At 55.2% G+C, this 24,065-nt stretch carries 23 protein-coding genes; 13 read left to right on the top strand and 10 right to left on the bottom strand.

What is annotated here, in order from left to right:
- Window positions 1-221: 221 nt before the first annotated feature.
- Window positions 222-674: a cell wall hydrolase gene (locus VGH19_02760; GenBank protein ID HEY1170269.1), complete on the top strand. Its 453-nt coding sequence runs from the start codon at window positions 222-224 to the stop codon at window positions 672-674.
- An 80-nt stretch (window positions 675-754) separates the two neighbouring features.
- Here VGH19_02760 and VGH19_02765 read toward each other — a convergent pair whose 3' ends face one another.
- The gene (locus VGH19_02765) at window positions 755-1,447 is read right to left on the bottom strand and encodes an iron-containing redox enzyme family protein (protein ID HEY1170270.1); all 693 of its coding nucleotides are present in this window, start codon (window positions 1,445-1,447) and stop codon (window positions 755-757) included.
- 5 nt (window positions 1,448-1,452) lie between these two features.
- Between VGH19_02765 and VGH19_02770 the strand changes: the two genes are divergently transcribed.
- Entirely contained in the window at window positions 1,453-3,864 is a 2,412-nt protein-coding gene (locus tag VGH19_02770) for a YfhO family protein (GenBank protein ID HEY1170271.1), read from the top strand.
- 6 nt (window positions 3,865-3,870) lie between these two features.
- On the opposite strand, the gene VGH19_02775 is transcribed toward VGH19_02770, so the two are convergent.
- From VGH19_02775 to VGH19_02785, 3 genes are all read right to left on the bottom strand, one after another.
- Window positions 3,871-5,082: a beta-ketoacyl-[acyl-carrier-protein] synthase family protein gene (locus tag VGH19_02775; protein HEY1170272.1), complete on the bottom strand. Its 1,212-nt coding sequence runs from the start codon at window positions 5,080-5,082 to the stop codon at window positions 3,871-3,873.
- Window positions 5,083-5,090: 8 nt separating this feature from the next.
- The gene (locus VGH19_02780) at window positions 5,091-5,735 is read right to left on the bottom strand and encodes a hypothetical protein (GenBank protein HEY1170273.1); all 645 of its coding nucleotides are present in this window, start codon (window positions 5,733-5,735) and stop codon (window positions 5,091-5,093) included.
- 327 nt (window positions 5,736-6,062) lie between these two features.
- Entirely contained in the window at window positions 6,063-6,461 is a 399-nt protein-coding gene (locus tag VGH19_02785; protein HEY1170274.1) for a hypothetical protein, read from the bottom strand.
- Window positions 6,462-6,594: 133 nt separating this feature from the next.
- On the opposite strand from VGH19_02785, the gene VGH19_02790 reads away from it, so the two are divergent.
- A complete protein-coding gene (locus VGH19_02790) occupies window positions 6,595-7,059 on the top strand; it encodes a TspO/MBR family protein (GenBank protein ID HEY1170275.1) in 465 nt (154 codons plus the stop codon).
- Between the two features lie 48 nt (window positions 7,060-7,107).
- Here the strand turns inward: VGH19_02790 and trpB are convergent, their stop codons facing one another.
- The gene (trpB, locus tag VGH19_02795; GenBank protein HEY1170276.1) at window positions 7,108-8,310 is read right to left on the bottom strand and encodes a tryptophan synthase subunit beta; all 1,203 of its coding nucleotides are present in this window, start codon (window positions 8,308-8,310) and stop codon (window positions 7,108-7,110) included.
- A gap of 104 nt (window positions 8,311-8,414) precedes the next feature.
- Here trpB and VGH19_02800 point away from each other — a divergent pair, with 104 nt between their 5' ends.
- From VGH19_02800 to VGH19_02830, 7 genes are all read left to right on the top strand, one after another.
- Window positions 8,415-8,723: a hypothetical protein gene (locus VGH19_02800; protein HEY1170277.1), complete on the top strand. Its 309-nt coding sequence runs from the start codon at window positions 8,415-8,417 to the stop codon at window positions 8,721-8,723.
- Window positions 8,724-8,777: 54 nt separating this feature from the next.
- The gene (locus tag VGH19_02805; protein ID HEY1170278.1) at window positions 8,778-9,035 is read left to right on the top strand and encodes a hypothetical protein; all 258 of its coding nucleotides are present in this window, start codon (window positions 8,778-8,780) and stop codon (window positions 9,033-9,035) included.
- Between the two features lie 80 nt (window positions 9,036-9,115).
- Window positions 9,116-9,442, top strand: a complete 327-nt coding sequence (locus tag VGH19_02810) for an FmdB family zinc ribbon protein (GenBank protein HEY1170279.1) — start codon at window positions 9,116-9,118, stop codon at window positions 9,440-9,442.
- Entirely contained in the window at window positions 9,439-10,905 is a 1,467-nt protein-coding gene (locus VGH19_02815) for a hypothetical protein (protein HEY1170280.1), read from the top strand. The genes VGH19_02810 and VGH19_02815 overlap by 4 nt, the downstream gene beginning before the upstream one ends.
- Before the next feature lie 41 nt (window positions 10,906-10,946).
- Window positions 10,947-12,176, top strand: coding sequence for a KamA family radical SAM protein (locus VGH19_02820; protein HEY1170281.1), 1,230 nt, complete (start codon window positions 10,947-10,949; stop codon window positions 12,174-12,176).
- A gap of 159 nt (window positions 12,177-12,335) precedes the next feature.
- On the top strand, window positions 12,336-13,967 hold the full coding sequence (locus VGH19_02825; GenBank protein ID HEY1170282.1) for a serine hydrolase: 1,632 nt from the start codon (window positions 12,336-12,338) through the stop codon (window positions 13,965-13,967).
- Window positions 13,968-14,055: 88 nt separating this feature from the next.
- Window positions 14,056-16,026 carry an AAA family ATPase gene (locus VGH19_02830; protein HEY1170283.1) on the top strand — a complete coding sequence of 657 codons (1,971 nt, stop codon included), beginning with the start codon at window positions 14,056-14,058 and terminating at the stop codon, window positions 16,024-16,026.
- A 382-nt stretch (window positions 16,027-16,408) separates the two neighbouring features.
- On the opposite strand, the gene VGH19_02835 is transcribed toward VGH19_02830, so the two are convergent.
- Complete coding sequence (locus VGH19_02835) at window positions 16,409-16,855, bottom strand: tellurite resistance TerB family protein (protein ID HEY1170284.1); 447 nt, start codon at window positions 16,853-16,855, stop codon at window positions 16,409-16,411.
- A 196-nt stretch (window positions 16,856-17,051) separates the two neighbouring features.
- Between VGH19_02835 and VGH19_02840 the strand changes: the two genes are divergently transcribed.
- From VGH19_02840 to VGH19_02850, 3 genes are read left to right on the top strand one after another with little or no spacing between them, the layout of a single operon-like run.
- Window positions 17,052-18,338 carry a glutamate-5-semialdehyde dehydrogenase gene (locus VGH19_02840; GenBank protein HEY1170285.1) on the top strand — a complete coding sequence of 429 codons (1,287 nt, stop codon included), beginning with the start codon at window positions 17,052-17,054 and terminating at the stop codon, window positions 18,336-18,338.
- A 4-nt stretch (window positions 18,339-18,342) separates the two neighbouring features.
- Window positions 18,343-19,668 carry a hypothetical protein gene (locus tag VGH19_02845; protein ID HEY1170286.1) on the top strand — a complete coding sequence of 442 codons (1,326 nt, stop codon included), beginning with the start codon at window positions 18,343-18,345 and terminating at the stop codon, window positions 19,666-19,668.
- Window positions 19,665-20,288, top strand: a complete 624-nt coding sequence (locus VGH19_02850) for a MarC family protein (GenBank protein ID HEY1170287.1) — start codon at window positions 19,665-19,667, stop codon at window positions 20,286-20,288. The genes VGH19_02845 and VGH19_02850 overlap by 4 nt, the downstream gene beginning before the upstream one ends.
- A 4-nt stretch (window positions 20,289-20,292) precedes the next feature.
- On the opposite strand, the gene VGH19_02855 is transcribed toward VGH19_02850, so the two are convergent.
- The 4 genes from VGH19_02855 to ilvN form a co-directional block, all read right to left on the bottom strand.
- Window positions 20,293-21,075 carry a hypothetical protein gene (locus tag VGH19_02855; GenBank protein ID HEY1170288.1) on the bottom strand — a complete coding sequence of 261 codons (783 nt, stop codon included), beginning with the start codon at window positions 21,073-21,075 and terminating at the stop codon, window positions 20,293-20,295.
- A gap of 45 nt (window positions 21,076-21,120) precedes the next feature.
- Window positions 21,121-21,675, bottom strand: coding sequence for a hypothetical protein (locus VGH19_02860; GenBank protein HEY1170289.1), 555 nt, complete (start codon window positions 21,673-21,675; stop codon window positions 21,121-21,123).
- A gap of 97 nt (window positions 21,676-21,772) precedes the next feature.
- Window positions 21,773-22,795, bottom strand: coding sequence for a ketol-acid reductoisomerase (ilvC, locus tag VGH19_02865; GenBank protein ID HEY1170290.1), 1,023 nt, complete (start codon window positions 22,793-22,795; stop codon window positions 21,773-21,775).
- A 39-nt stretch (window positions 22,796-22,834) separates the two neighbouring features.
- Window positions 22,835-23,308, bottom strand: a complete 474-nt coding sequence (ilvN, locus tag VGH19_02870; GenBank protein HEY1170291.1) for an acetolactate synthase small subunit — start codon at window positions 23,306-23,308, stop codon at window positions 22,835-22,837.
- Between the last annotated feature and the right edge of the window lie 757 nt (window positions 23,309-24,065).

Here is a 24,065-nt window from a genome sequence, read left to right on the forward strand (position 1 = left end):
GTTTGAAAACGGGATGTGTCGGGTTTATAGGACTATTTGCTGAAGCAGAATCGCCAGCTTTCGGCCCCCGGGGAACGCCGTTTCCCGCTCGCTGATGGCACTGACGAAACTTTAATGCCGGTAAACCGGCACTTTGCAGGCGGCAGTTTAGAGACTGTCCATCCGCTCCCCGCCAAGGGGCATGCCGCTGCAAGGTACGCCGCCGGTAGTAGTCCTGATTTATGAAACGCATCCTATTGCTGACGGTCCTGGTGTGGGCAGGGTTCACTTCGCCCGCCAGTGCTGCCACGTACGGACAAAAAGTAGTGGCTGCCGTACTCCTCGCAGAAGCCCGTGGTGAAGGCGAGACCGGCATGGTCGCCGTCGCCGAGGTCATCCGTCGTCGTGCAGACCAAGAAGGCGTGTCCCCACTGAGAGTGGTCAAACCTGGCGCATTCTCCAGCCTCAATGGCAAGACCCATGACGAGATCGTGAAGGAGTTCTATAAGCATCCTCAGTTCTCGCAGGCCCTGCGCATCGCCCGTACGACTTACAATGAACCGCAAAAACTGCGCAACATCACACGTGGCGCCACCCACTTCACGCACAAGAAAGAAACTCCTTACTGGGCCGTGAACCAGACTCCCGTCGCCGTCATCGGCAATCACGCATTCTATCGTTTGGATAGCTGGTAAAGAAATATTACCAGCATATCAAAAAGCAGTAATCAGAGTGTTGGATCATGACCAGGTGAATCAAAGTCACCTGTGTTCGATCACTTCTTTCCGTATTTCTCCAGCAACTCGTCCAGATGCTGCAACTGGATGTCCCATAGTCCCGTGATCACCTGTGTCACTCGTTCCTGCAGCTCTGGCGTTTTGGCCTCCTGCAAAATGATCTTCAATGCCGTCATGCTGTGTTTCACATCCGCCGATGTATGCAGTGAGAAATAGCGCACCGGTTCAGCCGCCACGCCATAACGCTTTTGGAATGTCTTCGCCAGCATCGCGTAAAATTCGGGCAGCGGCCGTTCCACCCCCAACCCCACACACGCCAGCCCTTCCAGGAACGTCCCTTCCTTCGCCATCCGGGTGACATAAGCCCACGCCGCCCGTCCGCCTTTTGAAGGTGGCTCCGGCACCAGGTCCGCCGTTGCCATTCCCAGCCCCTCTGTAAACGTCGCAAACAGATTGGCATGTGACTCCGCCACCTCACCACAACCCGTCTCCTCGTAGATTGTCTCCCCCAGATACGTCAACGCCTCGGTGGAATCCGTCTTCGCTGCCACCATCATATAAGAACGCGGAAAATCCCGGACGAACGGATGCGTATCCAGGGACCACGCCCTGAGGGCTTCAATCGGCAGCCTGCCCCGGAAGCACGCCTGCCAGAACGGGTGCGCCTTCTGGTAGAAAGGATGCTGTTGCGGCAGTTGCTTCAGATGTTTGCGAAATTCTTCGGTAGTCATAACCCTTGATAAACAACGGCTGGATACTAACCCCGGGACATCTGCATAGAAAGCATGTTGTTCATCCCCTCCGGCCGTTTTTCCGTCACGAGGAAATTGCTCGCCCCATCATGCCTTTTCGCCAAGACTTCCGGGAAATGCCCGGTGCGCCAGCCACAGATATTGCTGTCCTGAACTCATGGTTCACCGCCCGGCGCTATTCATTCGTCCTGATCGCCCTGCTGCTCCTTGCATTTCCAGATGTGCTGTTGCTTGGTAAAAGTTTTTATTTCCGGGACTACGCTTTCTTCACTTATCCGCTTTCCTTTTACCAACGCGAATGCTTCTGGAATGGTGAACTGCCATTCTGGAACGGCTACCACAATCTTGGCCAGCCGTTCCTCGCCCAGTGGAACACCATGGTCCTTTATCCAGGCTCGCTCATTTATCTCCTGTTACCGCTGCCCTGGTCCTTGAATTTCTTCTGTATCACCCATCTGTTCCTGGGTGGTTTGGGCATGTTTCTTCTTGCCCGCCATCTTTTGAATCAACCGTTTGCCGCCGCCTTCGCCGGACTTGCTTACACCTTCAACGGCTTCACGCTGAATTGCCTCATGTTTCCGCATAATGTGGCCGCGTGGGGCTGGCTGCCCTGGGTTTTGCTTAGCACCATGCTTGCCTGCCGGAATGGAGGGCGCATGCTTCCGCTGGCTGCATTGGCCGGTGCCATGCAGTTCCTCACTGGCGGGGCAGAGATCATTCTGCAGACGTGGTTTGTTGCGGGATGCTTCATGCTTTTGGATGTCTGGCAAAACGGCTGGCACTGGAAAGCACCTGCCCGCCTTGCCCTGATCGTTCTTCTCGTTACCGCGCTCTCTTCCATTCAACTGCTGCCCTTTCTCGATCTGTTGAAACATTCTCAACGCGATGCCAGCTGGTCTTCCTCCGATTGGTCCATGCCCGCTTGGGGCTGGCTCAACTTGCTTGTTCCCAAGTTCGGTTCCGCACCCGCTCCCCAAGGTATGTTCAACCAGATCGGCCAGGCATGGGTGAACTCCTATTATCCGGGCTGCATCGTCGTGCTTATGGCCACGCTGGCACTCTGGTGCAACCGCAGCAAACTGCTCCTCGCAGGCTGGATGCTGGTCTTGCTCTCAGTCGGAATAGCCCAAGGCGGTGAAGGCTTCCTCTACGATAAGATCAAAGAGTTGCTGCCGCAGCTCGGCTACATCCGTTATCCCATCAAGTTCGTTTTCATCGCACTCGTGCTGCTTCCTATATTGGCAGCAACCGGCCTGTGTGAAATCCTGTCCTCCAAAAACAAACCAGCCATCAAGCGATTCATCTGGATGGGTTCGCTCCTCGCTTTCATCGCGTTCTTTGCCGCATGGCTGGATCTCTATCTGCTGACCCCGGATGTGAATTGGGAAACAACTCTGAAAAGCGGACTTGTCCGTGTGCCTGTATTTGCTCTGTTCGCATTCTTGACCGCTCGCCTGTCAGTAGCACCTCCTGTCCAGGCATCACTCAGGCTGGCCCTCGCGCTGCTGTTTGTTCTCTGGGCGGATCACGTGATGTTCAATTCCCGGCAAAGCCCATCTGTCAAACCGTGGGTTTACCGGCCGAACATCATGCACGAACAGCTCAACCTGAAAGAACAGACCGGCCCCGGATCTCCCCGGTTTCTCCCAAATGCACAGATCCAGAATGAACTGGGACGGACCGCACTGATCGTACCCGAAGAACAAGTCGCTTATTATCGCCTGGCGTTGTTTGACAACCTCAACCTCCTCGACCATCTGCCCAAGCTGCACGGCTTCTACCCGATGGATCTCAAACATTTTCGTGAAACATTGGATTGGTTCCATGTCCAGCCGGATGAAACTGTCCGTCCGCTCCTTGAATTCGCTGGATTTGCTTATACCCAGATGCCCGGCAAAGCTGTCGAATGGCACCAAAAATGGGACCCGCAGCCGCTCGTCACCGCCGGTCAAAGGCCGGTGAAAACTGAAGCTGATGGCGTTCTCACCTTGCTCGAAGAAGGCCGGTTCAACCCAATGCAGGAAGTTTATTTCTATCCGCAAGATGCGGGCGACCTGCAAGATGTGATACCAGGGCAGGCCAAGATTGAATCAATCGAATGGCGTGAGCAAAGCATTCGCTTCAAGGTAAATGCCGCGAAGCCTTCCATGGTTGTACTGGCCCAAACCTATTACCATCCATGGGTTGCCGAGATCAGCGGCACACCAACCCTGCTGCGCCGGGCGAACCATTCATTTACCGCTTTAAAAGTTCCCGCCGGAAATCATGAAGTGAAGCTGACTTATGTGGATCGCAATTTCCGGCTGGGATTGCTGATCAGCGGCTCCGCCCTGATCGCCGTCCTGGTGATGCTCGCGCTTTCCTTCAAAAAAGCGGGACCGGTCACTGCTGGTTGAGAGGCTTTACGCCTTCGAAAAGATCAGCGACGCATTATTCCCCCAGAAACCCGAGGAGTTCGACATCACATGATTCACCGATGAGTGACGCGCCTTGCCTGAGATGATATCGATGGAGCATTCCGGATCCGGCGTCCGCCAATTAGGGGTCGGTGGCAATATGCCGCGTCTCAATGCTTCAATGCTCACGATGGCTTCCAGTGCAGCAGCAGCGCCCATGCAATGCCCCGTCACCGGTTTGATGGAGGAACACGGTGGAACATGCTCACCGAAAACACGGCGGCACGCCACTGTTTCCTGCCGGTCATTCAAGATCGTGCCCGTGCCATGTGCATTGATATAACCGATGTCCTGCGGCGTGAGCCCCGCGATGTGCAGAGCCTGTTGCATCGCGCGCACCAACGCAGCCGAGTCCTCACTGATGCCTGTGCGCTCGCCGCTCTCCGCCCCCACGGCCCATCCGCTCAATCGCGCCAGGATACTTGCACCCCGTTTCTTGGCACCAGCTTCGGTTTCAATGACCAAAAAACCCGCACCTTCACCCAGCACTGTTCCGGTGCGGCTCAAATCAAATGGGCGGCAAATCTCTTCTGCCTTCCCGGCTTCTCCCAACACCCCAGCCGCTTTAAGTTGGGCCAAAACCATCGGGTGCAATGGTGCCTCTGCCCCGCCAGCTACGGCGACATCCACCTTCTCCAGCAACACCTGTTCGGCTGCGAGCGCGATCGCCCCCGCTGCAGACGCGCAGGCGGCAGAAATCGTCAAGGTTGGTCCCCCTGCTCCCACACTCAACGCCACCAGGCCGCTCAGGCTCGCCAAGGTGCTGCTCGCTGCCGAACTCGGCAGCACACGGTCTATCCGCACCCTGCCCGCGGATTCCAGCATCTTACCCACCGGACCACGTGATGTTCCGGCCAAGACCGCCACCCGTTCCGCTGGAAAAGTCTGACAACCAGCTTGCACCCACGCCGCCTGTGCTGCCGCCACCGCCAGTTGCGCCGAACGGTCAGCCTTGCGTAACAGTGGATTCTTTGCCGGCTTCAGCATTCCGTCTGCCACGGGGCAACCGGCAAATTTCGCCTCTTCAAAATCCAACACCTTTGCCGACTTTTTTCCCCGTACCGCCGCTTCCCACAATGCTCCGACATCAGCACCTGCTGCCGACACCGCTCCCATCCCGGTTATGACCACCGGGCATTCTTGCAACCACTGTCTCATGCGCTCGTTCATCTCACCACATCGCTGCTGACAATACTGTCTGCCAGTTGTGAATGCATCTGCTCTGGTGTGGCAAGTATCTTTCCAGCCAATGAATGCAAAATTTCTTTGGCAAGCACATCCACGTCTTGAGTTTCAACCACTCCTTCACCCGCTTCCACGGTAAAATGCCAGCCGCTTGTCTCGCTGATGGAAATGGGAAAGACTGTTGCGCCAACAGAATGCGCCACTCGGAATGCCCCCGAGGCCACCTGTATCCTGGCCGGACCAAAAGGCACCACGCACATCTTGCCTCTACCATAATCCGCCGCCACCAGCAGGCAGCCGCCTGCCAGCATGAACCGCTGCATCTCCCTCAGTTCATCACGGCAAAAAACATTCGGCACACCAGATGGGGGACTTAACCGGTCTTTCCACTCCCGCACCGCCAGCCTCTCCGCCCGAGATTCCAACACCACCATGGCGCACGGTACACCGTAAGCCCTCAGGAGATAACGCAAGATATGGATCGGCCCATGGTGCAAGCACACCAAGACCACCGGTTTCCCTGCCGTCCGCAAGGCTTTTACTTTTTCCAGCCCTTGAAAATCGGATCGTTTCTGCCAGTCGGGATTTGCCAGCCGGTCCGGCCAAAACGTGACAAATCGCGTCATGTGAAACCGCACAGATTCCCGAAACCAAACCAGCCAGCCCGGTGGATTGACCTGCAACTTTCTCCAGCCCTCCCCCATTTTACGGCGCAACCTCAGGTCAAGCAGAGCCGATGGCACACCCAACGGCAACAACAAGCAGCGTAACAGGCCGGGAGGCAAAACGGCCTCACAAACCCGCATAAACCGCATCAAGATGGTTCCCGTAGATGCCCTCAACAAACATCTGCATAAGCAATTACGCGATGCTCTGACAAGAAATTAGACCATCATGAAAACAAAAATGCGCCATCGTTTTGCAACGATGGCGCGTTCTTGAAATAGATCAGCTTACTTCTTCTCGCCCTTGTGCACGCTATGGCAGGCCTTGCAATTGGACGTTTCCTTGAGCGCAGCGATAGCCGCCTTGTCACCTGCCGCCACCTTTTCCGCAGCAGCCAGCAAAGCAGCGGTTTTTGCCTTCCAGCTCGCGGCATCACCCTTGGCCGGTTCCAACTGGGTCAAAGCCTTGCAATATTCCACGAGCTGCTTCTTTTCGGCATCCGTGGCCACGCCATCCAGAACTTTCTTCAGAGTGGATGTATCACCCTTCATGCCCGTCTTCATGATCTCTTCCATGGAGTAAGCGGCCTTTTTATCGGCGGCTTGCACATCGAAAAGAGACGTGGCGGTGAGAGCTGCGACGCAGAAGGTCGCCAAGGCAGAGACGATGATCCGTGTGTTGCGCATATTGTGTCTTTAAGGCTGAATTTCGCGGTGATTAAGAGCACTGATTCTGCCCAAGTCAAGCAGGCATCAAACTTTGATCATTTTCATTCCTCACCTTGCTTTGAACTCCTCCGTTAGTACCTTATCTTGTTTTATGCAGAAGGCTGCTTCACTGCTCGGTTTTATCGTGTTGGTTTTTGCCTGTGCGGCCTTGGGTGGCTGGCTTACCTCGTTGAGTGTCAATGACTGGTACCAAACTCTCCAAAAACCCTCATGGAATCCGCCAGCCTCCGTTTTCGGTCCAGTGTGGACAGTCCTCTATCTCACTATGGCCATCGCCGCATGGATGGTTTGGGAACTTCAAGTGCCTGCCCGTAAAGCAGCCTTGGTAGCGTGGTCAATTCAACTTGCCTTGAACGTCTTCTGGGCAGCCTGCTTTTTCGCCCTGAAAAATCCCGGCCTCGCCCTCTTCGATATCATCGCTCTGTGGTTCAGCATCCTTGTCACCATTCTGCTCTTCAAGTCGCTGAACACGACGGCTGCATGGTTGCTTGTTCCCTATCTGTGCTGGGTTTCCTTCGCCGCAGCCTTGAACATGGCCATCTGGCGATTGAATTGAAATGCGGCTGGAGAAGCATCAATGCTCCATCCTGCCGCTTTCAAATCTTCACATCTTCAAGAACTGCGCCGCCTGCGCCACATCCTTGTCCCCCCGACCGGACAGATTCACGATCATGAGGGAATCCTTCGGCATCTTCGGCGCCCGCTTGATGGCTTCCGCCACCGCATGAGAAGACTCCAGTGCCGGGATGATCCCCTCCAGCCGAGCCAGTTTTTGGAATGCCGCCAAGGTCTCATCATCCGTCGCGTAGGTGTATTCCACGCGATTCTGATCATGCAGCCAAGCATGCTCTGGTCCCACCGCAGCGTAATCCAATCCTGCGGAAACACTGTGCGTCAATTGGATCTGGCCGTTCTCGTCTTGCAGGATGTAAGAACGCGTGCCTTGCAACACACCCAGGGAACCGCCTTGGAAGCGTGCCGCGTGCTTCTCTGGCGTGATACCTTCACCACCAGCCTCCACACCCACCATCTTCACCGACTCATCACCGAGGAATGGATAGAAAAGTCCGATGGCATTCGAGCCGCCACCGACACACGCGATCAGCGTATCCGGCAAGCGCTCTTCCTTCTCCAAGATTTGCCGCCGCGCCTCATCACCGATGATGCGATGAAAATTCCGCACCATCACCGGATACGGATGAGCACCATACGCCGTACCGAGAATATAATGCGTACTCCGCACATTCGTTACCCAATCCCGCATCGCTTCACTCACCGCTTCCTTCAAAGTCTTCTGGCCTGCCGTCACGGACACCACTTCCGCACCCAGCATCCGCATGCGATACACATTCAGCGCCTGGCGATTGCAATCCACCTCGCCCATGTAGATACGGCATTTCAAGCCGAACATCGCCGCCACCGTCGCCGTCGCCACACCATGCTGACCGGCTCCCGTCTCCGCGATGATGCGTGTCTTGCCCATGCGTTTGGCGAGGAGCACCTGCCCCATCGCGTTATTGATTTTGTGCGCACCCGTATGCAGCAAGTCTTCGCGCTTGAGGTAAATCTTCGCCCCTCCCAATTCGCGTGTCAGACGCTCCGCATGATACAGAGGTGTGGGACGCCCGACGAACTCGCGCAGGTAATAGCTCAACTCCTGCTGAAACTCGGGATCGACCTGCGCACGAAAATACTCTGCCTCCAGCTCCTGCAAGGGATGCATCAGCGTCTCGGGAACATAACGCCCGCCGTAGGGACCAAAGTGTCCCTGCGCATCGGGCAAAATCGGCGTAGCCACAGTACTCATAGAATCAAAACGTTCCGCAACTTCCCCCGAAACCCTCGGAATGGCAAGCCCAGTTCCTGTGCTGGAAAAACGTGACTTCTTTTACGCCTTATGACATATTGACAATGAATCACAAGGACAACTCCATGCGTCGCCACGTCATAATGTTTGCACCGGCCTTCCTCTTGTTGATGACCGGCTGCTCCTCCCTTTCCCTGCCGCGCGACCCGGTGACCAACCGCGTTTATCAGAAACAGCATTACGACTACTATGATAACGACTACGAAAGAGAACGGGCACTTGCCAGCGGTACAAACGACTATGACAACTCAGCCAGCATAGATGATACCTTTGACAGATTGCGTAACGAGAAACCCAAGCACGATTCCTATGGTTGGAAATACCAACCACCTGCCGGGCGGCAGAAACCCTAATCATTTCTCTGCCAACCTCATATGCATTATTGGAAGCAAATCAAGAATACCGCCATGCGTAGACGTGCTCTTGCCTGCTTACCAGTCGTCGTTTTGTTGATAACCGGCTGCAGTGCCCTCTCTCTGCCGCGCGACCCGGTGACCAACCGCATCAATCAAGGAGGTTACTACGATCACTATGAACGCGTGACAGTGACTGACGAAGAGGCGGAAGCAGCCAACAGGCGGGCGAATGCACCGAGTGATGCTGACCGGATACTCAATCAAAAGCCCCCTAAAGGTATGAGATATCACAAGTCCGGCCCCCAGTGAACCGCCCCTCTCCCTTCCTTGACTCCCGCGCTCGCCCCGTGCTTACTACTGCCCGATTACTTTTTGCCAGTAGTAGTACTATGCCGACATACGAATACGCCTGTGAAAAATGCGGGCACCAGTTTGAAAAGTTCCAGTCCATGAAGGACGACGCCCTGACCGTCTGCCCGAAAGACCTTTGCTGCAAAAAAACATGGGGCAAAGGCAAAGTGAAGCGCCAGATGGGCGCGGGTGCCGGCCTCATCTTCAAAGGCACCGGTTTTTACATCACGGACTATCGCAGTGAAGGTTACAAACAAGCCGCCAAGTCAGATACCGGTAGCAGTTCTTCCTCCAGCAGCAAGCCGGCGGAGAGCAAGTCATCCAGCAGTGACAAGCCTGCCAAGTCGAAAGCTAAGAAGGCATGAAGTTCTTCTTTTCAGCGTATCGTATCTTGGCATCGCTTGTTTTGGCGATGCTGGGATGCCAGTCGCTGGAAGCTGCAGCAAACGACCCCTCCAACCCTGTCATCACCACTTGGAGCCGGTCGCAACAATTTGTCATCTCCAGCCATTATAAGCCTTCCGCGCCATTGGCCCCCAGGGATGATCCGCGCAACAATCCGAACCTGACTGATGTCATCCGGGTAAGTGCCGCCGAACTCGCCATCACCAGTGAGAAGGTGAAGCAGGCATTGCTATTGCAACTGGATGCCTCGGACAAGTGGAAACACCGGGTACGCCTGAACATCAGGCCGGAAATCCCGACGCAAGCGGGCGTATACCTCTATGTTCACACCGTTCAGGTGAATGAGAACATGCCAAAAAACTGGCTGTATGAGTTGCAGATCCCTGAATATGTGGAAAGGCGCAAACTTCTGCGTGCCCTGGCTCAGGTCTGCCTGTTGGAAATAGGCAACCGTAACAATGCCAGTTCTGTGTCAGTAAACATCCCCATGTGGTTCCAGGAGGGCTTGATCGAACTCGTCCTCGCCCGGGAAGGCGTGACCATTGTGGCCGAAGCCACTCCGATCCAGAGCCGCGTGAATCCACAGTTCTCCATGCTGGACTACGCACCACGGGATAAGGTGTGGAAAGATCCTTTAAGCCGGGTGCGTGAAAAACTCAAAACCACCCCCCCCATCTCTTTCTCCGATCTCAGCGTGCCGGTGGATGAACAGATCGCAAGTGTCGGCCTGGAACACTTTCAGAGCTGCTCCCATCTCTTCGTGCATGAATTGACTTCCTTGCCCGATGGCAGCGGCAAATTGCGCGATTTCCTCCAGCAGCTTGTGCATTTCTCACATCCGCAATTCGCCTTCCTCAACGCCTTTCACGACCACTTCAAATCCCCTCTGGATGTCGAGAAGTGGTGGTCGCTCGCTCAAGTTCATTTTCTCAGCCGCAATGATAACTCACGCTGGCCGGAAAAGAATGCCTTGGCCAAGCTTAACGAGATTCTCCAGCCGCAAGTGCAAATCCGCATCGGTGCCGATGCCCTGCCGGTCCATGAGACCTACACCGTCAAACGTCTGATCGAGGAAGTGGATTTCTCCCAGCAGCAACCCATCATACGCCAGATGATCGCCCAGTTGCAGCAGCTCGAATGGAGTCTCCCGCCGGATATGTTCAAACTGGTATATGACTACCATATCCTGCTGGCCAATTATCTGCACAAGCGGGAACAGCTCTCTTCCACCGCCAAAGACCCCAAGGTGGCTTCCTCCACAGCCAAACCCGTGGTCAAAGAAACGTTAAAGCAACTCAACTTTCTGGAAGTATTGAGAGAAGATTTCGGCAGCATCGGCATTTCCACACCAGTTTCAACGCCTTCCACGAATTCCGCCGACTCCCCAGCCCGGGTCAAGGATTTCCTAAAGTCCACCCCTTGACATAGGGTTCGCCATACATATAGTGCGGAACAATGTCGAATATGACCTCGGATGCTTCGAAGGGAGACCCGGACCCTTCGGCGGAACCTGCACAGCTTAAACAGTTTCGCCCGTCAGGACGCAGTGCTTGGGCGCACGTCTCGGATAAAGACTGGAACGACTGGCGCTGGCAGCTCAAGAACCGTGTCACCACCGTAGAACAGCTTCAAAAGCTCATCCCCAACCTCACGGCAGAGGAATATGCGGGTGCCAAACTGGCCAATACCAAGCTGGCCATGGCTATCACTCCGCACTTCTTCAGCCTGATCGATGTGGAGGATGTGAACTGCCCCATCCGCCGCCAAATCATCCCGCGCGAGGAAGAGACACAGACCGCGTCATGGGAGATGTCCGACCCTTGTGGTGAAGATTCGCATTCGCCCGTTTCCGGCCTAGTGCATCGTTACCCAGATCGCGTGCTTTTCCTCGTGACCGACCGCTGCGCGGCCTATTGCAGGTATTGCACCCGTGCGCGCTTGGTGAGCAATGCCACGGGCTATGACTTTCATGCGGAGTTTGACAAACAGCTCGATTACATCCGCAAGACCACGACCATCCGCGACGTGCTCTTGAGCGGTGGCGATCCCCTGCTCTTCAGCGATGAAAAGCTCGAGTATCTGCTGAGCCAGCTCCGCGCCATCCCGCATGTGGAGTTCATCCGCATAGGCACTCGCATCCCCATCTTCCTGCCGCAACGCATCACTGCGGAACTCTGCGCGATGCTGAAGCAGTATCACCCGCTCTTCATGAGCGTGCACTCGAATCATCCGCGCGAGCTGACCACAGAAGTGCGTGAGGCTTTGGGCCGCCTAGCCGATGCTGGCATCCCGCTCGGCAACCAATCCGTGCTGCTCAAGCACGTGAACGACACGCCGGAGATCATGAAAGCGCATGTGCAGAAGCTGCTCATGTGCCGCGTGCGTCCTTACTACATTTACCAGTGCGACCTCATCGCCGGTTCCGCGCATCTACGCACCAGCGTGCGTCGCGGTCTCGAGATCATGGAGCAATTGCGCGGTCACACGACCGGTTACGGCGTGCCACAATACGTAATCGACGCCCCCGGCGGCGGTGGCAAGGTGCCCATCAATCCAAGCTACGTGCTCAGCCACAATGCCGATCGCGTGGTCATCCGCAATTTCGAAGGCAAAGTGTTCGAATACCCCGAAGCCATCGACGGCACCCCGTTGCATCAAGCGCCGAAAGAGATCATCGAGCCGGAATTCGCCTAGCCTTCGGCTAAATGACAAATGACCAAGCCCTAATGACGAAGGAATGACTAATGCCGAATGCCCAATTAAGAATTGGTCATTCCTTCGTCATTCGGATTTCGTCATTGGTCATTTCTTCAAAGGCTTGCTTTCACAGCACGCACCAGAAATCCTCCGTGCATGTCCCTGAATCGCCGCACGTTCCTCCAGCAGACCGGATATGCCGGTTTGGGCCTTGGCCTGATTTCTCTTACTCCCGGCTGCCAAACAGCGAAACCGTCCGCCCCAGCAAGTGGTTCACTCCCTCGTAGCACACCCGAAGCTCAAGGCGTTTCCTCCACTGGCATCCAATCGTTCCTCGACGCCATAGCGAAGAGCAATCATGAACTGCACAGCTTCATGATGCTGCGGCACGGACACGTCATCGCTGAAGGCTGGTGGGCTCCTTACGGGCCGGAATACGTACATACGATGTATTCCATGAGTAAGAGCTTTACATCTACGGCAGTCGGATTCGCCGTTGCTGAAGGTCGCCTCACCGTGGAAGACAAGGTTATCTCCTTCTTCCCCAACGATCTCCCGGACAAGATCAGTGACAATCTCGCCGCCCTACGCGTGAAAGACCTGCTCACCATGTCCGTGGGCAATGAGAAAGAACCTACTGGCGTGACTGTCGCGAGTGAGAACTGGGTGAAGACATTTCTCGCGCAGCCCATCACGAACAAGCCGGGCACCGTGTTCCTCTACAACAGCGCAGCCACTTACATGTGCTCCGCCATTGTGCAGAAGCTGACGGGGCAGAAGATCGTAGACTATTTACAACCACGTCTCTTTGCACCCCTCGGCATCACCAAAGCCACTTGGGAAGAATGTCCTCGTGGCATCAACACTGGCGGCTGGGGCTTGAGCGTGCAGACGGAAACCCTCGCCAAATTCGGCCAGCTCTTTTTGCAGAAAGGCAAATGGAATGGTCGCCAGATCATTCCTGCCGCTTGGGTGGAGGAAGCGACCAGTCGTCACATCTTGCAGACACCTCCCGCCAAACCTGCACGTCCCAATGATAAGAACGATTGGTTGCAAGGTTACGGCTACCAGTTCTGGCGCAGCCAGAATGGCGCGTATCGCGGCGATGGTGCCTTTGGCCAATATACCATCGTCATGCCAGAACAGGATGCGGTGATTGTGATGACAGGTGAGAGTCCGAACATGCAGGGTGAGTTGGACCTGGTTTGGGAACACCTGCTGCCATCGATCAAAAAAATGGGCGAAGTGAAGGTGATGACGGATCATCTCAAAAAGGAACCCATACAAACGTTCACCAACCTACGTCAGACTCTTTCACAATTGAGGCTGCCTCATCCAAAAGGTGAAATCGGCATCGACCTGTCAAAACTGATCGGAAACGGTAAATTCATCCTGAAATCCAATAGTCTTGGCTTCCAAAATGCGTCATTCTCCATAATCCCACTCTCAGGACGACCTCTGATCGAATGGTATCAGCTTACTCTGACTGGTTCAGCCAATGATTTCAGTATTTTGACTGGACTAAGCAAAACAACTTTACCAGCCCCACGCATCATCCGCGGTGGCGCTCCCAAACCAGGCACGGAACACAGAGTATTAGTTGGCTGTGTCTGGAAAGACGATAAAACCCTCGAGTTTATCGTTCGTTACTACGAGACGCCACATCACGAGACCATCACCTGCAAATTCGACGGCAAAAAAATCTCCATCAGCTTCCTGAGCAGCATTAACAAGATACGCAATGCGAAAGACCCGCGACCGGTTCTGGAGGGCGAGTTAATCGCATAGCGTTCCATATCTGGCAGTTCTTTGGAATTGCTCCAAGAGTCCCAAACAGATTTGCTGTGAGACGTAAACAGGAGTTCAAGGGATAGACATGTTATTACGCCAGGTCGCCACTGATTATTCAAAGCACCCGCTGCTGCCCGGGGCCGTTGTCGTGTCCATCTCGGGCGACGTTCAGGCACGCCGTCTCAGCCAGTTCAGTGCGGATGATCTGGCGGATTACAACCAGCTTTCCGTCAAAGACATCGTCGTCAAACTTCAGCAATCGGGTGTGATCGGCGAGGAACAGGGCAACGATCTGCTCCAACTCGATGCGGATTATCGCCAATGGCACAAGTATGTGCGCGAGCACATCCCCGAGATATGCAAGATCACTGACTGCCATGAAGATTCTGTGAGGCGACTGGAACGTGCCCTCTTTAGCGCGAAGCTGCTTTCTGAATTTCTTGAGATCCTTACACCGCCACAAGTCTCTTTCGAGAAGACCTCCCAAGGCACGACTGATCTGCTGGCGAGCCTGAACGAATCCTTCCGAAAGATCGTCGGCGGCATTTGGTCTGTGATGATTGCGGAGGATGACCACTCCCTGCTCGCTGATGCGTCCGCTCAATTCTGGGTGGCTTGTCTCTACAGCAATGGGCCTCAGAAGATGGCTGGCGGCTTCATTGGACTTTTTCAACGCTCCAATCGCGAGCGCTTTCAGGCGCTAACGGGTAAAATCGCCGGTTCCGGTCCTTTGCGTGTGAAGGATGAGACGGGTGATTTCATGGCGCAATCGCAAGAGCGGCTGCAATCATTACGCGATGCCGTGAAAGAAACGGTGAAGGCGGGTCTGGACCAGCCGTTTCACGAGATCGCCCGAGTGATCACGAAACTGGAACTGCCACCGATCGTCATTCTTTTCTACGATTCCCTCATCCGCGAAATATGCGATGCCTTGGCCGGAATCGATGGAGATTTCTCAGCAAAAGAAAACCGTTTCGTGCAATACCTGCTGGAACAAACCTCTACCATCTGCCACGAGGCACAACGTCAAGCTGCCGAAGCCGCACAGACAGTTGGTCACGATCGCTTGGATGAAATCCTGAAGGAACTGGATGAACTGGTGGGTCTTGAAGCGGTAAAGCAAAAGGTGCGTGAAGTGGCGAACTTTGCACGCTTGCAGCAGATGCGCATTTCCCAAGGGATGCCCGCGATTCCTGCGACCTATCACACCGTCTACACCGGCAATCCCGGCACGGGCAAAACCACTATGGCGCGCCTGATGGGCCGCATCTTCCGCGTGCTGGGTGTGTTGAAGAAAGGTCACGTCGTGGAGTGCGATCGCGCAGCGCTCGTCGCGGAGTATGTCGGTCAGACCGCACCCCGCACGAATGCCATGGTGGACACCGCGTTGGATGGCATTCTGTTCATCGACGAAGCCTACACCCTCGCGAAAGAAGGTGAAGATTTCGGACGTGAGGCGATCGATACGCTGCTCAAGCGTATGGAGGACAATCGCGATCGCCTGATCGTGATAGTAGCCGGTTATCCCGAGAACATGCGGACGTTCATTGATTCCAATCCGGGCCTGAGTTCGCGCTTCGCGCGTTACATCGAATTCCCGGATTACTCTGTGGCCGAACTGTGTCGTATCTTTGCCAGCATCTGCCGGAAGAACGCGCTGCATCTCACGCCGGGCTTGCGCGAGAAACTGGTCCATCACTTTACCTACCTGAAGGAGCGTGCTGATGAACAGTTCGGCAATGCGCGTTTGGTGCGGAATTGTTTCGAAGCGGCCATCAACGCACAGGCGATGCGGCTGGCGGCTACTGGTGACTTCAGTCCGGCAGCACTGAGTCATCTGACTGAAGAGGATTTGAACTCACCCGCTCAAGCCCAGTTGCTGGCTTATCGCACGGCGCACAAGCATTACGAGGTGAAGTGTCCGAGTTGCGGAACGGTCTATACGTGGTCACCCGATCTGAAACTCCGGGACGCAGAGTGCATGACATGCGGAAAGCACTATAATTGCGAATTTGGGGCCATTATACAAAGCGTGAACATTTCGAGCCTGCCATGAGCCGATTAGGAGAAAACTGTAAAAATTTCTGATGGATAGCGGGCAATGGAAATGCCCAGGGCGTTTAGAGCGTTTTTAGAAAATATGTAGCGGTGAGGAGCGAGGATTTTTGGGTTCTGGCGAGGCTTTGGCGAAGGAGCAGGTTCCCAAGACCCTGTGACTGAGCCGAAACGAAGCCAGAACCCAAAAAGACCGCTTTCCTTTTTCTCGCCACCACATCGCTACATAATTTCTAAAACCGCTCCAAGTTCTCCTCATCTTTAAGTCGCAATGCCCGAATGCTCTTACGCCCCAGGAATACGAAAAACATCTCCCCATCCACTCTTACATTTGTCATGAGCAGATGGGGAGTAATTCGCTCTGCAACCTGCCAGGCCAGGACTCAGCCTTTGCTCTTGATCTGCAAGACCTCGATGATCTTGACCGCCAGATCGGGCGGAACTTGCAATGTCTGCTGCATGGCTTCCAAGGCTTTCATCTCATTACCCTGTACTCCGCCATCGCCCAGCATCAGATCCGCGGCAACGGCAAAGGCCGTGGGGCGCAATTCTGCGGGCAAAGCTTCCGCCGCCTGCGTCAACAGTTTGGGTGCGCCGTTCGTTTTGGCCAAATTCACCAGTTTGCGGACGGTGGAGCCAAGTTGCTCATTGCTCATCTGCTTGAGCGATTGCATCCGCTTGGAACGCACTCCGATCTCGCCGATTTCCTCTTCGGAAATGCTGCCGTCTGCGGCGATCGCGATAAGCATGACCGCCAAGAAGGCTTCTTGCTTGCTGAGGCCAGAATTTTGAGCGCTTTGCCCACCAAGTAATGAATCGAACAATCCCATGTTTTTTCCTTGTGATTGAGGTTGAGCGGGAAAATTAGCAATCTGCACAGGCATCTGACAACCTTCAAAATCCTCCCGGCTCAAAAATTTCCGTGCCCGAGAAATCAGAGCCGGAGGAATTTATAACGACATCGCGAGAGCAATAACTTTCACCCCTCGCTTTTCCGCCAGCGTGTGCTTATTGTAGCGTCCTGATATGAGTCTGACGGAGCAAATGACAAAACTGGCGCAGCAAGCCAAGACCGCCTCACGCGAGTTGGCCAAGCTGACCACGGCGGAGAAGAATCGCTGCCTGCTGGCGATGGCGGATGCCCTTGAACAGCAAGAAGAAGCGCTGAAAGAGGCGAACGCCAAAGACATGGTCGTAGGCCAGCAACTCGGCCTCTCAGGCGCGATGCTGGAACGCCTGAAGCTGGACGACAAACGCATCAAGTCCATGGCCCAAGGCTTGCGTGAAGTCGCCGCCCTGCCCGACCCCGTTGGCCGTTTGCTCGATGAACGCACTCGCCCGAACGGACTCAAGCTGAAGAAAGTCGCCACGCCCATCGGTGTCGTCGTGATCATTTATGAGTCCCGTCCGAACGTCACGGCGGATGCCGCAAGCCTGTGCTTCAAGACAGGTAACGCGACGATTCTCCGTGGAGGCAAGGAAGCATTGAACTCGAATCGCCTCATCAGCGATGTGATGGTGCAAGCAGCGCGCAAAACCATTTCGCATTTCCCTGAGCACGCCATCCAAGTGGTGCCTACGCCGGATCGTGAAGCGATTCCCGTCCTGCTCTCGCTCACGCAGTATGTGGACCTCTGCATGCCTCGCGGTGGTGAGGGCCTCATCCGCGCCGTGACGGAATGCTCCAAGGTGCCGGTGATCAAACACTACAAGGGCGTCTGCCATGTGTATGTAGATCGTGAAGCCGACTTGAACATGGCCGAGGAGATTTCCATCAACGCCAAAGTGCAGCGTCCCTCCGTCTGCAATGCAATGGAGACGTTGCTGGTGGATAAAGCAATCGCCGCCACGTTCCTGCCTGCGATGGCGAAGAAGCTTTGGGATAAGAATGTGGAATTGCGCGTAGACACCACGACGCGTAGTGCCTTGAACGGTTCTGCTTCAGCTCCGGCGGCTAAGCTCAAGGACGTCACTGAAGCAGATTATTACACCGAGTATAACGACTACGTACTGAACGTGCGCGTCGTAGATGGCGTGGCTGAAGCCATTAAGCATATCAATCATTACGGCTCCGCGCATTCAGACAGCATCGTGACGCGCAACGAAGCCACGGCCAACCGCTTCCTCGATGAAGTGGATTCTGCTGCCGTCTATTGGAACGCGTCCACGCGCTTCACGGATGGTGGGGAGTTCGGCATGGGCGCGGAGATCGGCATCAGCACAGACAAGATCGGCGCCCGTGGACCCATGGGCCTGGATGAATTGACCACCTACAAGTGGATAGGCATCGGGAACGGGCAGATACGTTCTTGAGCATATGAGTGATACCACTTCCGTTCCATCACCGGAAACGGTAGCCCAATCCGTCCGCGCCGCCCTGCCCTCTGAAGGACTGTTCGCGGGCGAAACTTGGCGTTGCGCCACGCAACCTTTTGCACTCGGTGAAGAAACGGTCACTCGCATCGACAAGCTAGGGCGCGTCTTCCTGCAATTCTATCGTGCGCTGAATCTGCTCTATCGTCAGAGCGTGGATGGCAAGCAACCCGCGTGGGTTGCTGACTGGCTCGAACGCGGCAAACCTGCGGACATCATCGAACTGCAACGCTCTTCCGCACTGAAAGGCGAATTGCCTCGCGTCATCCGCCCCGATCTGCTTATCACGGAAACGGGTTTTGCGGCAAGCGAACTGGACAGCGTGCCCGGTGGCGTGGGCCTGACGGGATGGTTGAATCAATCTTATGCACAAGCGGGCTTTAACGTGCTCGGTGGCGCGAAGGGAATGATCGAGGGCTTTCGCGGCATCTTCGGTGACGTGACCAAAGTCCACCTCATGGTGTCCGAGGAGTCCGCCACGTATCGACCGGAGATGCGCTGGCTGGCGGCGCAATTGGGCGAACGCTTTCAGGTGGTGGATGCGTCGTTCACCGATGTTAAACCCGGTGAAGCGGTGTATCGCTTCTTCGAGATGTTCGACATCGCGAATATCCCTGCCGCGAAGAATCTCTTTACGCTCGCACAGGAAAAGCAGATCCGTCTCACACCACCGCCCAAGACGTTCCTCGAAGAAAAGCTCACGCTCGCGCTTTTGTGGAATCGCAATCTGCGTCCATTCTGGTTGCAGCAAATGGGCGAGAGCTTTTTCAAGCAATTGCTCCAAATCGTGCCTTACACGTGGATCATTGATCCCACGCCCTTACCGCCGAATGGTGCCTTTCCGGAATTGAATCTCACCGACTGGACACAGCTCAAAACGCTTTCGCAGAAGGAACGTGATTTGATTCTCAAAGTCTCAGGCTTTTCGGAGAATGCTTGGGGAGCACGCGGTGTTTCACTTGGTAGTGATATGTCCGTAGCGGATTGGAGTGTGGCGGTGGATGAAGCGATTACTTCAGCGGAAAAGAATCCCTTCATCTTGCAGCGCTATCACAAGCCCAAGGCGGTCGAGGCCAAGTGGTTTGATTTCAAGGCCAACGCAGTGCATGTTATGAATGGCCGGGTGCGCTTGTGCCCCTATTACTTTGTCCATGGCGATGGTGATGCCGCCCGAACGCATCTGGGCGGTACGCTGGCGACGATTTGTCCGGCGGATAAGAAGATCATCCACGGCATGGACGACGCTATCCTCGCGCCCTGCATGGCATGAGTACGTCCGAATATCTCCTGCTTGCTCTTAGTTCCCTCTTCGTCATCATGGACCCGATCGGCCTCGTGCCGCTCTTCCTCGCGATGACGCCCGGCGACACCGTCGCCCAACGCGTCCGAATGGCTCGGATGGCCGCCATAATCGCAGCTGCAGTGTTGATGGTTTTCGCGCTCGGCGGACAATGGGTGTTCAAGCTGCTGGGCATCAGCCTGCCTGCATTTCAGATGGCCGGGTGTGTCGTGCTACTGATCATCGCACTGGATATGTTAAAGGCCCAGCGATCACAAGTCAGCCCGGAAGAAGCGCAGGCCGGAATGGCCAAGGATGATATCGCCATCACGCCACTCGCGATCCCCATGCTCGCGGGTCCGGGAAGCATCACTACCACCATGCTGATGCAGAGTCGCGCAGAGAGCTGGCCGCAACACATAGGGCTGTATGTGGTGATTGGCGTGGTGTGTTTCTCCGCTTATCTCATCCTGCGCTGGGCAGCGCATGGCGCTAAACGGCTAAGTCCGCTGGTGATGAAAATCGTCCAGCGTCTGATGGGGTTGCTGCTGGCCGCGATCGCGTTTCAATTCCTCATCAACGCGATCAACGAACTGAGACAAGGAAGCTGACCGATCACTTCGGCAACGGCGGGAAATCAGCAGGTTGGATCTGGCTGTTGATCTCCATTTGCACGGCTTGGGCGGTAGGATTGATGTTCGGAGCCGCAGCAGGAGCTTGATGGCTGGCGCCATTGCCGCTGGAATTGATGCGTAACGGCCGTGAAGGAATGGTCCTGGGCGTAGCGGTATTCCCGCCCGCCCCTGTGCTCATCGAGTTGATGGCGGAATTGTTCGGTGCCGCAGGCAGAGCAGAACTCACCGGAGCTGCCGTAGTGCTTACTGCAGGTGCTGTCACCGGCACCGGCGGAACACCTCCAAGAGTGCCCGGCAAAACCGGACGCCCTGGCAGAGGAACAGGAACAGAAGCAGCCGCTGATACTGACTGGATACCATGCGTATCAAAAGAAATAATGGAGGGCACCCCTCGGTTCTTGATCCGTGCCTTGCCAGTCTTGGGAATGATCTCAGTCACCTCGATACCGGCCATGCGCTCATTCTCTGCCAGAGTCAGATATTTCACCGGATCTTTCTCTCCGGGAGTTGTCACCTTTAGATAAAGCAGTTTCCGGCCGTTGATGCTGGTGATGCCAGTCATCGCGATATTGGAAGGCGCCGCCTCTTCTTTAGGCGGTTCGACCGGCTTAGGCGCTTCAGGCGGCTTCAGGCCAAACGCATTGCGCGTCACGATATCTGCATACGGATTAGCTGGTGCCTCCAATGCAAATACTCCTGCACCGCTCAGCATTAATGTGCTGAGAGTGACCGCCGTAAGTGCCTGACTGATAAATGGTCGCATACTTAAAATCGCGCTATGGATAACACCATGAGCGGGCTTTAGTTGCTAAATATACACCTCCGCCTTGCAAAAGGGAAGCCGTCCTTTTGAGAAACCCGCCACCTCGGCATCCTCAATCGCTAATTCCCCTGTCTGCGGTATGGGCTTGGATATAAGCGGCTTTTGCAATTGCAAATTGGATGTTGCAGTCACCGGCATAGATTGACCTTCCGACTTCAACCCGTGCGTCGCAAACGTCAGCACCATCGGTTGGCCGTTATGCGTTATCCTCACCCGCTCCTGCTTTAGGTCAATCTCCTGCACCTCAATGCCATTCGTTCTTTCCTGCTCGCCCAATTGGAGATACTTCGCTTCCTTCTCTCCCTGCTTCGTCACACTCAGAAACACCTGCTTCCGCCCCTCCACCTTCACCATCCCGCTCAACACGATACTGGACCTCTCCACCGGCGCGAGTGGCAATTCCACCTTCGTTTCCACCACCAGCTCCTTCAGCTTAAACGCATTCTTGGCCACGATCTCCTGATACGGATTATCCGCATTCACCACAGACATCCCCATCACCAAGACCAAACCGATCTTAACAGCACTATGCTTCATCATTCCTTCAAACACCGCTCCGCCCTTTCCGTTTCGCAATACAAAAAAAGCCGCCCGCGATGAAGCGGACGGCCTTTCGCAGTTTCCTCCTGCTTAAACCTTAGTAAGACGCCTGCGCGCCCTTGATCGTGCGCTTCTGCATCCACGGCATCAGGGAGCGCAGCTTGGCACCAGTCTTCTCGATCGGATGCTTCTCGCCCGCCTTCAGCAACGCGTTATAGCGCTTGTAGCCGCCCTTGTATTCGGCGACCCAGTCCTTCGCGAACTTCCCGTTCTGGATCTCTTTCAACGCCTGCTTCATGCGTTTCTTCACGCTCGCGTCGATGATCTTCGGACCGACCGACACATCACCCCACTTCGCCGTCTCCGAGATCGAGAAGCGCATGCCGCTAATGCCGGACTCGTTCATCAAGTCCACGATCAGCTTCAGCTCATGCAAGCACTCGAAATAAGCCATCTCCGGGGAGTAACCCGCTTCCACGAGCACTTCGAAGCCAGCTTGCACCAGCGCGCTGCAACCACCGCACAGCACCGTCTGTTCGCCGAACAGATCCGTTTCCGTCTCTTCCTTAAAGCTCGTCTCGATGACGCCCGCGCGGGTGCCGCCGATGCCCTTCGCCCAGGCCAGCGCGATCTTCTTCGCATCCTTGCCCGGGTTCTGATAGATCGCGATCAACGACGGCACGCCTTTGCCTTCCGTGTACTGCCGGCGCACGATGTGACCGGGGCCCTTCGGCGCCACCAAGATGATGTTCACATCCTTCGGCGGAACGATCGTCTTGTAATGGATCGAGAAACCATGGCTGAACAGGAGCGTTTTGCCCTTCGTCAGATTCGGCGCGATGTCCTTCTCGTAGGCTGTCGGCTGCTTCGTGTCCGGGATCGCCACCATGATGACGTCCGCGCGCTTCACCGCTTCACCCGTCGTGAAGACCTCGAAACCCTTTTCCTTCGCCACCGCGATGGATTTGCTGCCCTCGTACAGGCCGATGATGACCTTGCAGCCGCTCTCTTTGAGATTCAACGCGTGCGCGTGGCCTTGGGAACCGAAGCCCAGCACCGCGAGCGTTTTGCCTTTGAACACGCCTAAATCAGCGTCCTTATCCGTATAGACTTTTGCCATATTGTTTCTAACTGTTAAAAGAGTTGAGTAAGTGATTGGTTAATTGCGCTTCAACGCGATCTTGCCCGTCCGCGCCAGCTCCTTGATGCCGAAGTTGCCCATCAATTCGATGAACTTCTCCACCTTGGATTCATTGCCCGTGATCTCGATTGTCAGCGTCGCGGCCTGCACGTCCACGATCTTCGCGCGGAAGATATCCGTGATCTGCATCACCTCGGCGCGCGCCTTGGAGTCCACTCCGACTTTGACGAGAACCAGTTCGCGATCGATATATTCGTCGTCCTTGAAGTCATAGACGGCCAATACATTCACCAGCTTGTTAAGCTGTTTGACGATCTGCTCCACCGTGGCTTCGTCACCACGCGTCACGATTGTCATCTGGGACTTGGCCGGGTCCTGGGTCGGGCCGACGTTCAACGTATCGATGTTGTAACCGCGGCCGCTGAAAAGGCCCGTCACACGCGTCAACACGCCGAACTTGTTCTCCACCAACACGGAAATGATATGTCGCATATCTACAGATACCTGTCGCTTACCACTGCTGCTCAAACGCCGTCGTCAGAACTTCTTCTGCCCGATGAACGCCTCTGGTCACTTCGATGCTTTGCCTGCCAAAACTAAAAACCCGCATCCCGTGGGGGAATTGCGGGCGGCCTGCGAGCATTTGGGACCAAAAGCCTCGGGCCGCGTTAGTCGGCTACGACTACGCTGACCGGCAAAGCTACATTGGTCCGCAAAAGCATCGGGCGCGAACACTAGCAACCTCCCCAACCTCCGGTCAACAGACAATTTCAACACAGACAATCGTCATTCATTCTCGTCCTCGATTTCCCCCATACTGCATAACCTAATAGACCATTAGTCCTATTAGACCTATCAGTCCCATTCCCTATCTCTGAACGTTAAACATTGGAAGTTGGACGTTGAACGTTTCCCCGTCCCTCTTTCATAACTCATACCTCATAATTCATACATTCCCCCGAAGCAGCCTTCCCATCTCGTCCAGTCAACGTGACACTCCACGATGGCATCCTGTCCTGCGGCACTCTAGCTACCAGTCCACACCCACCAGATCGAAACCCTCGCCAGCCACTCCAATAGCCTAATCGTCGTCATTCTCGTCCTTCGTCAGACTTGGACAAAAGCAGAGTCATCGGTCTTCGCGCGCCCCAGTTCGCCTCCCGGTGCAACCGGGCTGAAAACTGAACACTGAAAACTTTCCAACTCCATCGTCCGACGATGGCTCAAGGAACTATGTCAAAGAGCAATG

Source organism: Verrucomicrobiia bacterium (assembly GCA_036405135.1).
GTDB lineage: Bacteria > Verrucomicrobiota > Verrucomicrobiia > Limisphaerales > JAEYXS01 > JAEYXS01.

What these genes read in the sequence shown, in the direction of transcription:
- VGH19_02850 (HEY1170287.1), top strand. Translation starts at nt 19,665, where the DNA reads ATGAGTACGTCCGAATATCTCCTGCTTGCTCTTAGTTCCCTCTTCGTC.
- VGH19_02835 (HEY1170284.1), bottom strand. Translation starts at nt 16,855, where the DNA reads ATGGGATTGTTCGATTCATTACTTGGTGGGCAAAGCGCTCAAAATTCT.
- ilvN (HEY1170291.1), bottom strand. Translation starts at nt 23,308, where the DNA reads ATGCGACATATCATTTCCGTGTTGGTGGAGAACAAGTTCGGCGTGTTG.
- VGH19_02830 (HEY1170283.1), top strand. Translation starts at nt 14,056, where the DNA reads ATGTTATTACGCCAGGTCGCCACTGATTATTCAAAGCACCCGCTGCTG.
- VGH19_02765 (HEY1170270.1), bottom strand. Translation starts at nt 1,447, where the DNA reads ATGACTACCGAAGAATTTCGCAAACATCTGAAGCAACTGCCGCAACAG.
- VGH19_02810 (HEY1170279.1), top strand. Translation starts at nt 9,116, where the DNA reads ATGCCGACATACGAATACGCCTGTGAAAAATGCGGGCACCAGTTTGAA.
- trpB (HEY1170276.1), bottom strand. Translation starts at nt 8,310, where the DNA reads ATGAGTACTGTGGCTACGCCGATTTTGCCCGATGCGCAGGGACACTTT.
- VGH19_02800 (HEY1170277.1), top strand. Translation starts at nt 8,415, where the DNA reads ATGAATCACAAGGACAACTCCATGCGTCGCCACGTCATAATGTTTGCA.
- VGH19_02780 (HEY1170273.1), bottom strand. Translation starts at nt 5,735, where the DNA reads ATGACGCGATTTGTCACGTTTTGGCCGGACCGGCTGGCAAATCCCGAC.
- VGH19_02760 (HEY1170269.1), top strand. Translation starts at nt 222, where the DNA reads ATGAAACGCATCCTATTGCTGACGGTCCTGGTGTGGGCAGGGTTCACT.
- VGH19_02805 (HEY1170278.1), top strand. Translation starts at nt 8,778, where the DNA reads ATGCGTAGACGTGCTCTTGCCTGCTTACCAGTCGTCGTTTTGTTGATA.
- VGH19_02775 (HEY1170272.1), bottom strand. Translation starts at nt 5,082, where the DNA reads ATGAGACAGTGGTTGCAAGAATGCCCGGTGGTCATAACCGGGATGGGA.
- VGH19_02785 (HEY1170274.1), bottom strand. Translation starts at nt 6,461, where the DNA reads ATGCGCAACACACGGATCATCGTCTCTGCCTTGGCGACCTTCTGCGTC.
- VGH19_02815 (HEY1170280.1), top strand. Translation starts at nt 9,439, where the DNA reads ATGAAGTTCTTCTTTTCAGCGTATCGTATCTTGGCATCGCTTGTTTTG.
- ilvC (HEY1170290.1), bottom strand. Translation starts at nt 22,795, where the DNA reads ATGGCAAAAGTCTATACGGATAAGGACGCTGATTTAGGCGTGTTCAAA.
- VGH19_02845 (HEY1170286.1), top strand. Translation starts at nt 18,343, where the DNA reads ATGAGTGATACCACTTCCGTTCCATCACCGGAAACGGTAGCCCAATCC.
- VGH19_02855 (HEY1170288.1), bottom strand. Translation starts at nt 21,075, where the DNA reads ATGCGACCATTTATCAGTCAGGCACTTACGGCGGTCACTCTCAGCACA.
- VGH19_02860 (HEY1170289.1), bottom strand. Translation starts at nt 21,675, where the DNA reads ATGATGAAGCATAGTGCTGTTAAGATCGGTTTGGTCTTGGTGATGGGG.
- VGH19_02840 (HEY1170285.1), top strand. Translation starts at nt 17,052, where the DNA reads ATGAGTCTGACGGAGCAAATGACAAAACTGGCGCAGCAAGCCAAGACC.
- VGH19_02825 (HEY1170282.1), top strand. Translation starts at nt 12,336, where the DNA reads ATGTCCCTGAATCGCCGCACGTTCCTCCAGCAGACCGGATATGCCGGT.
- VGH19_02820 (HEY1170281.1), top strand. Translation starts at nt 10,947, where the DNA reads ATGACCTCGGATGCTTCGAAGGGAGACCCGGACCCTTCGGCGGAACCT.
- VGH19_02790 (HEY1170275.1), top strand. Translation starts at nt 6,595, where the DNA reads ATGCAGAAGGCTGCTTCACTGCTCGGTTTTATCGTGTTGGTTTTTGCC.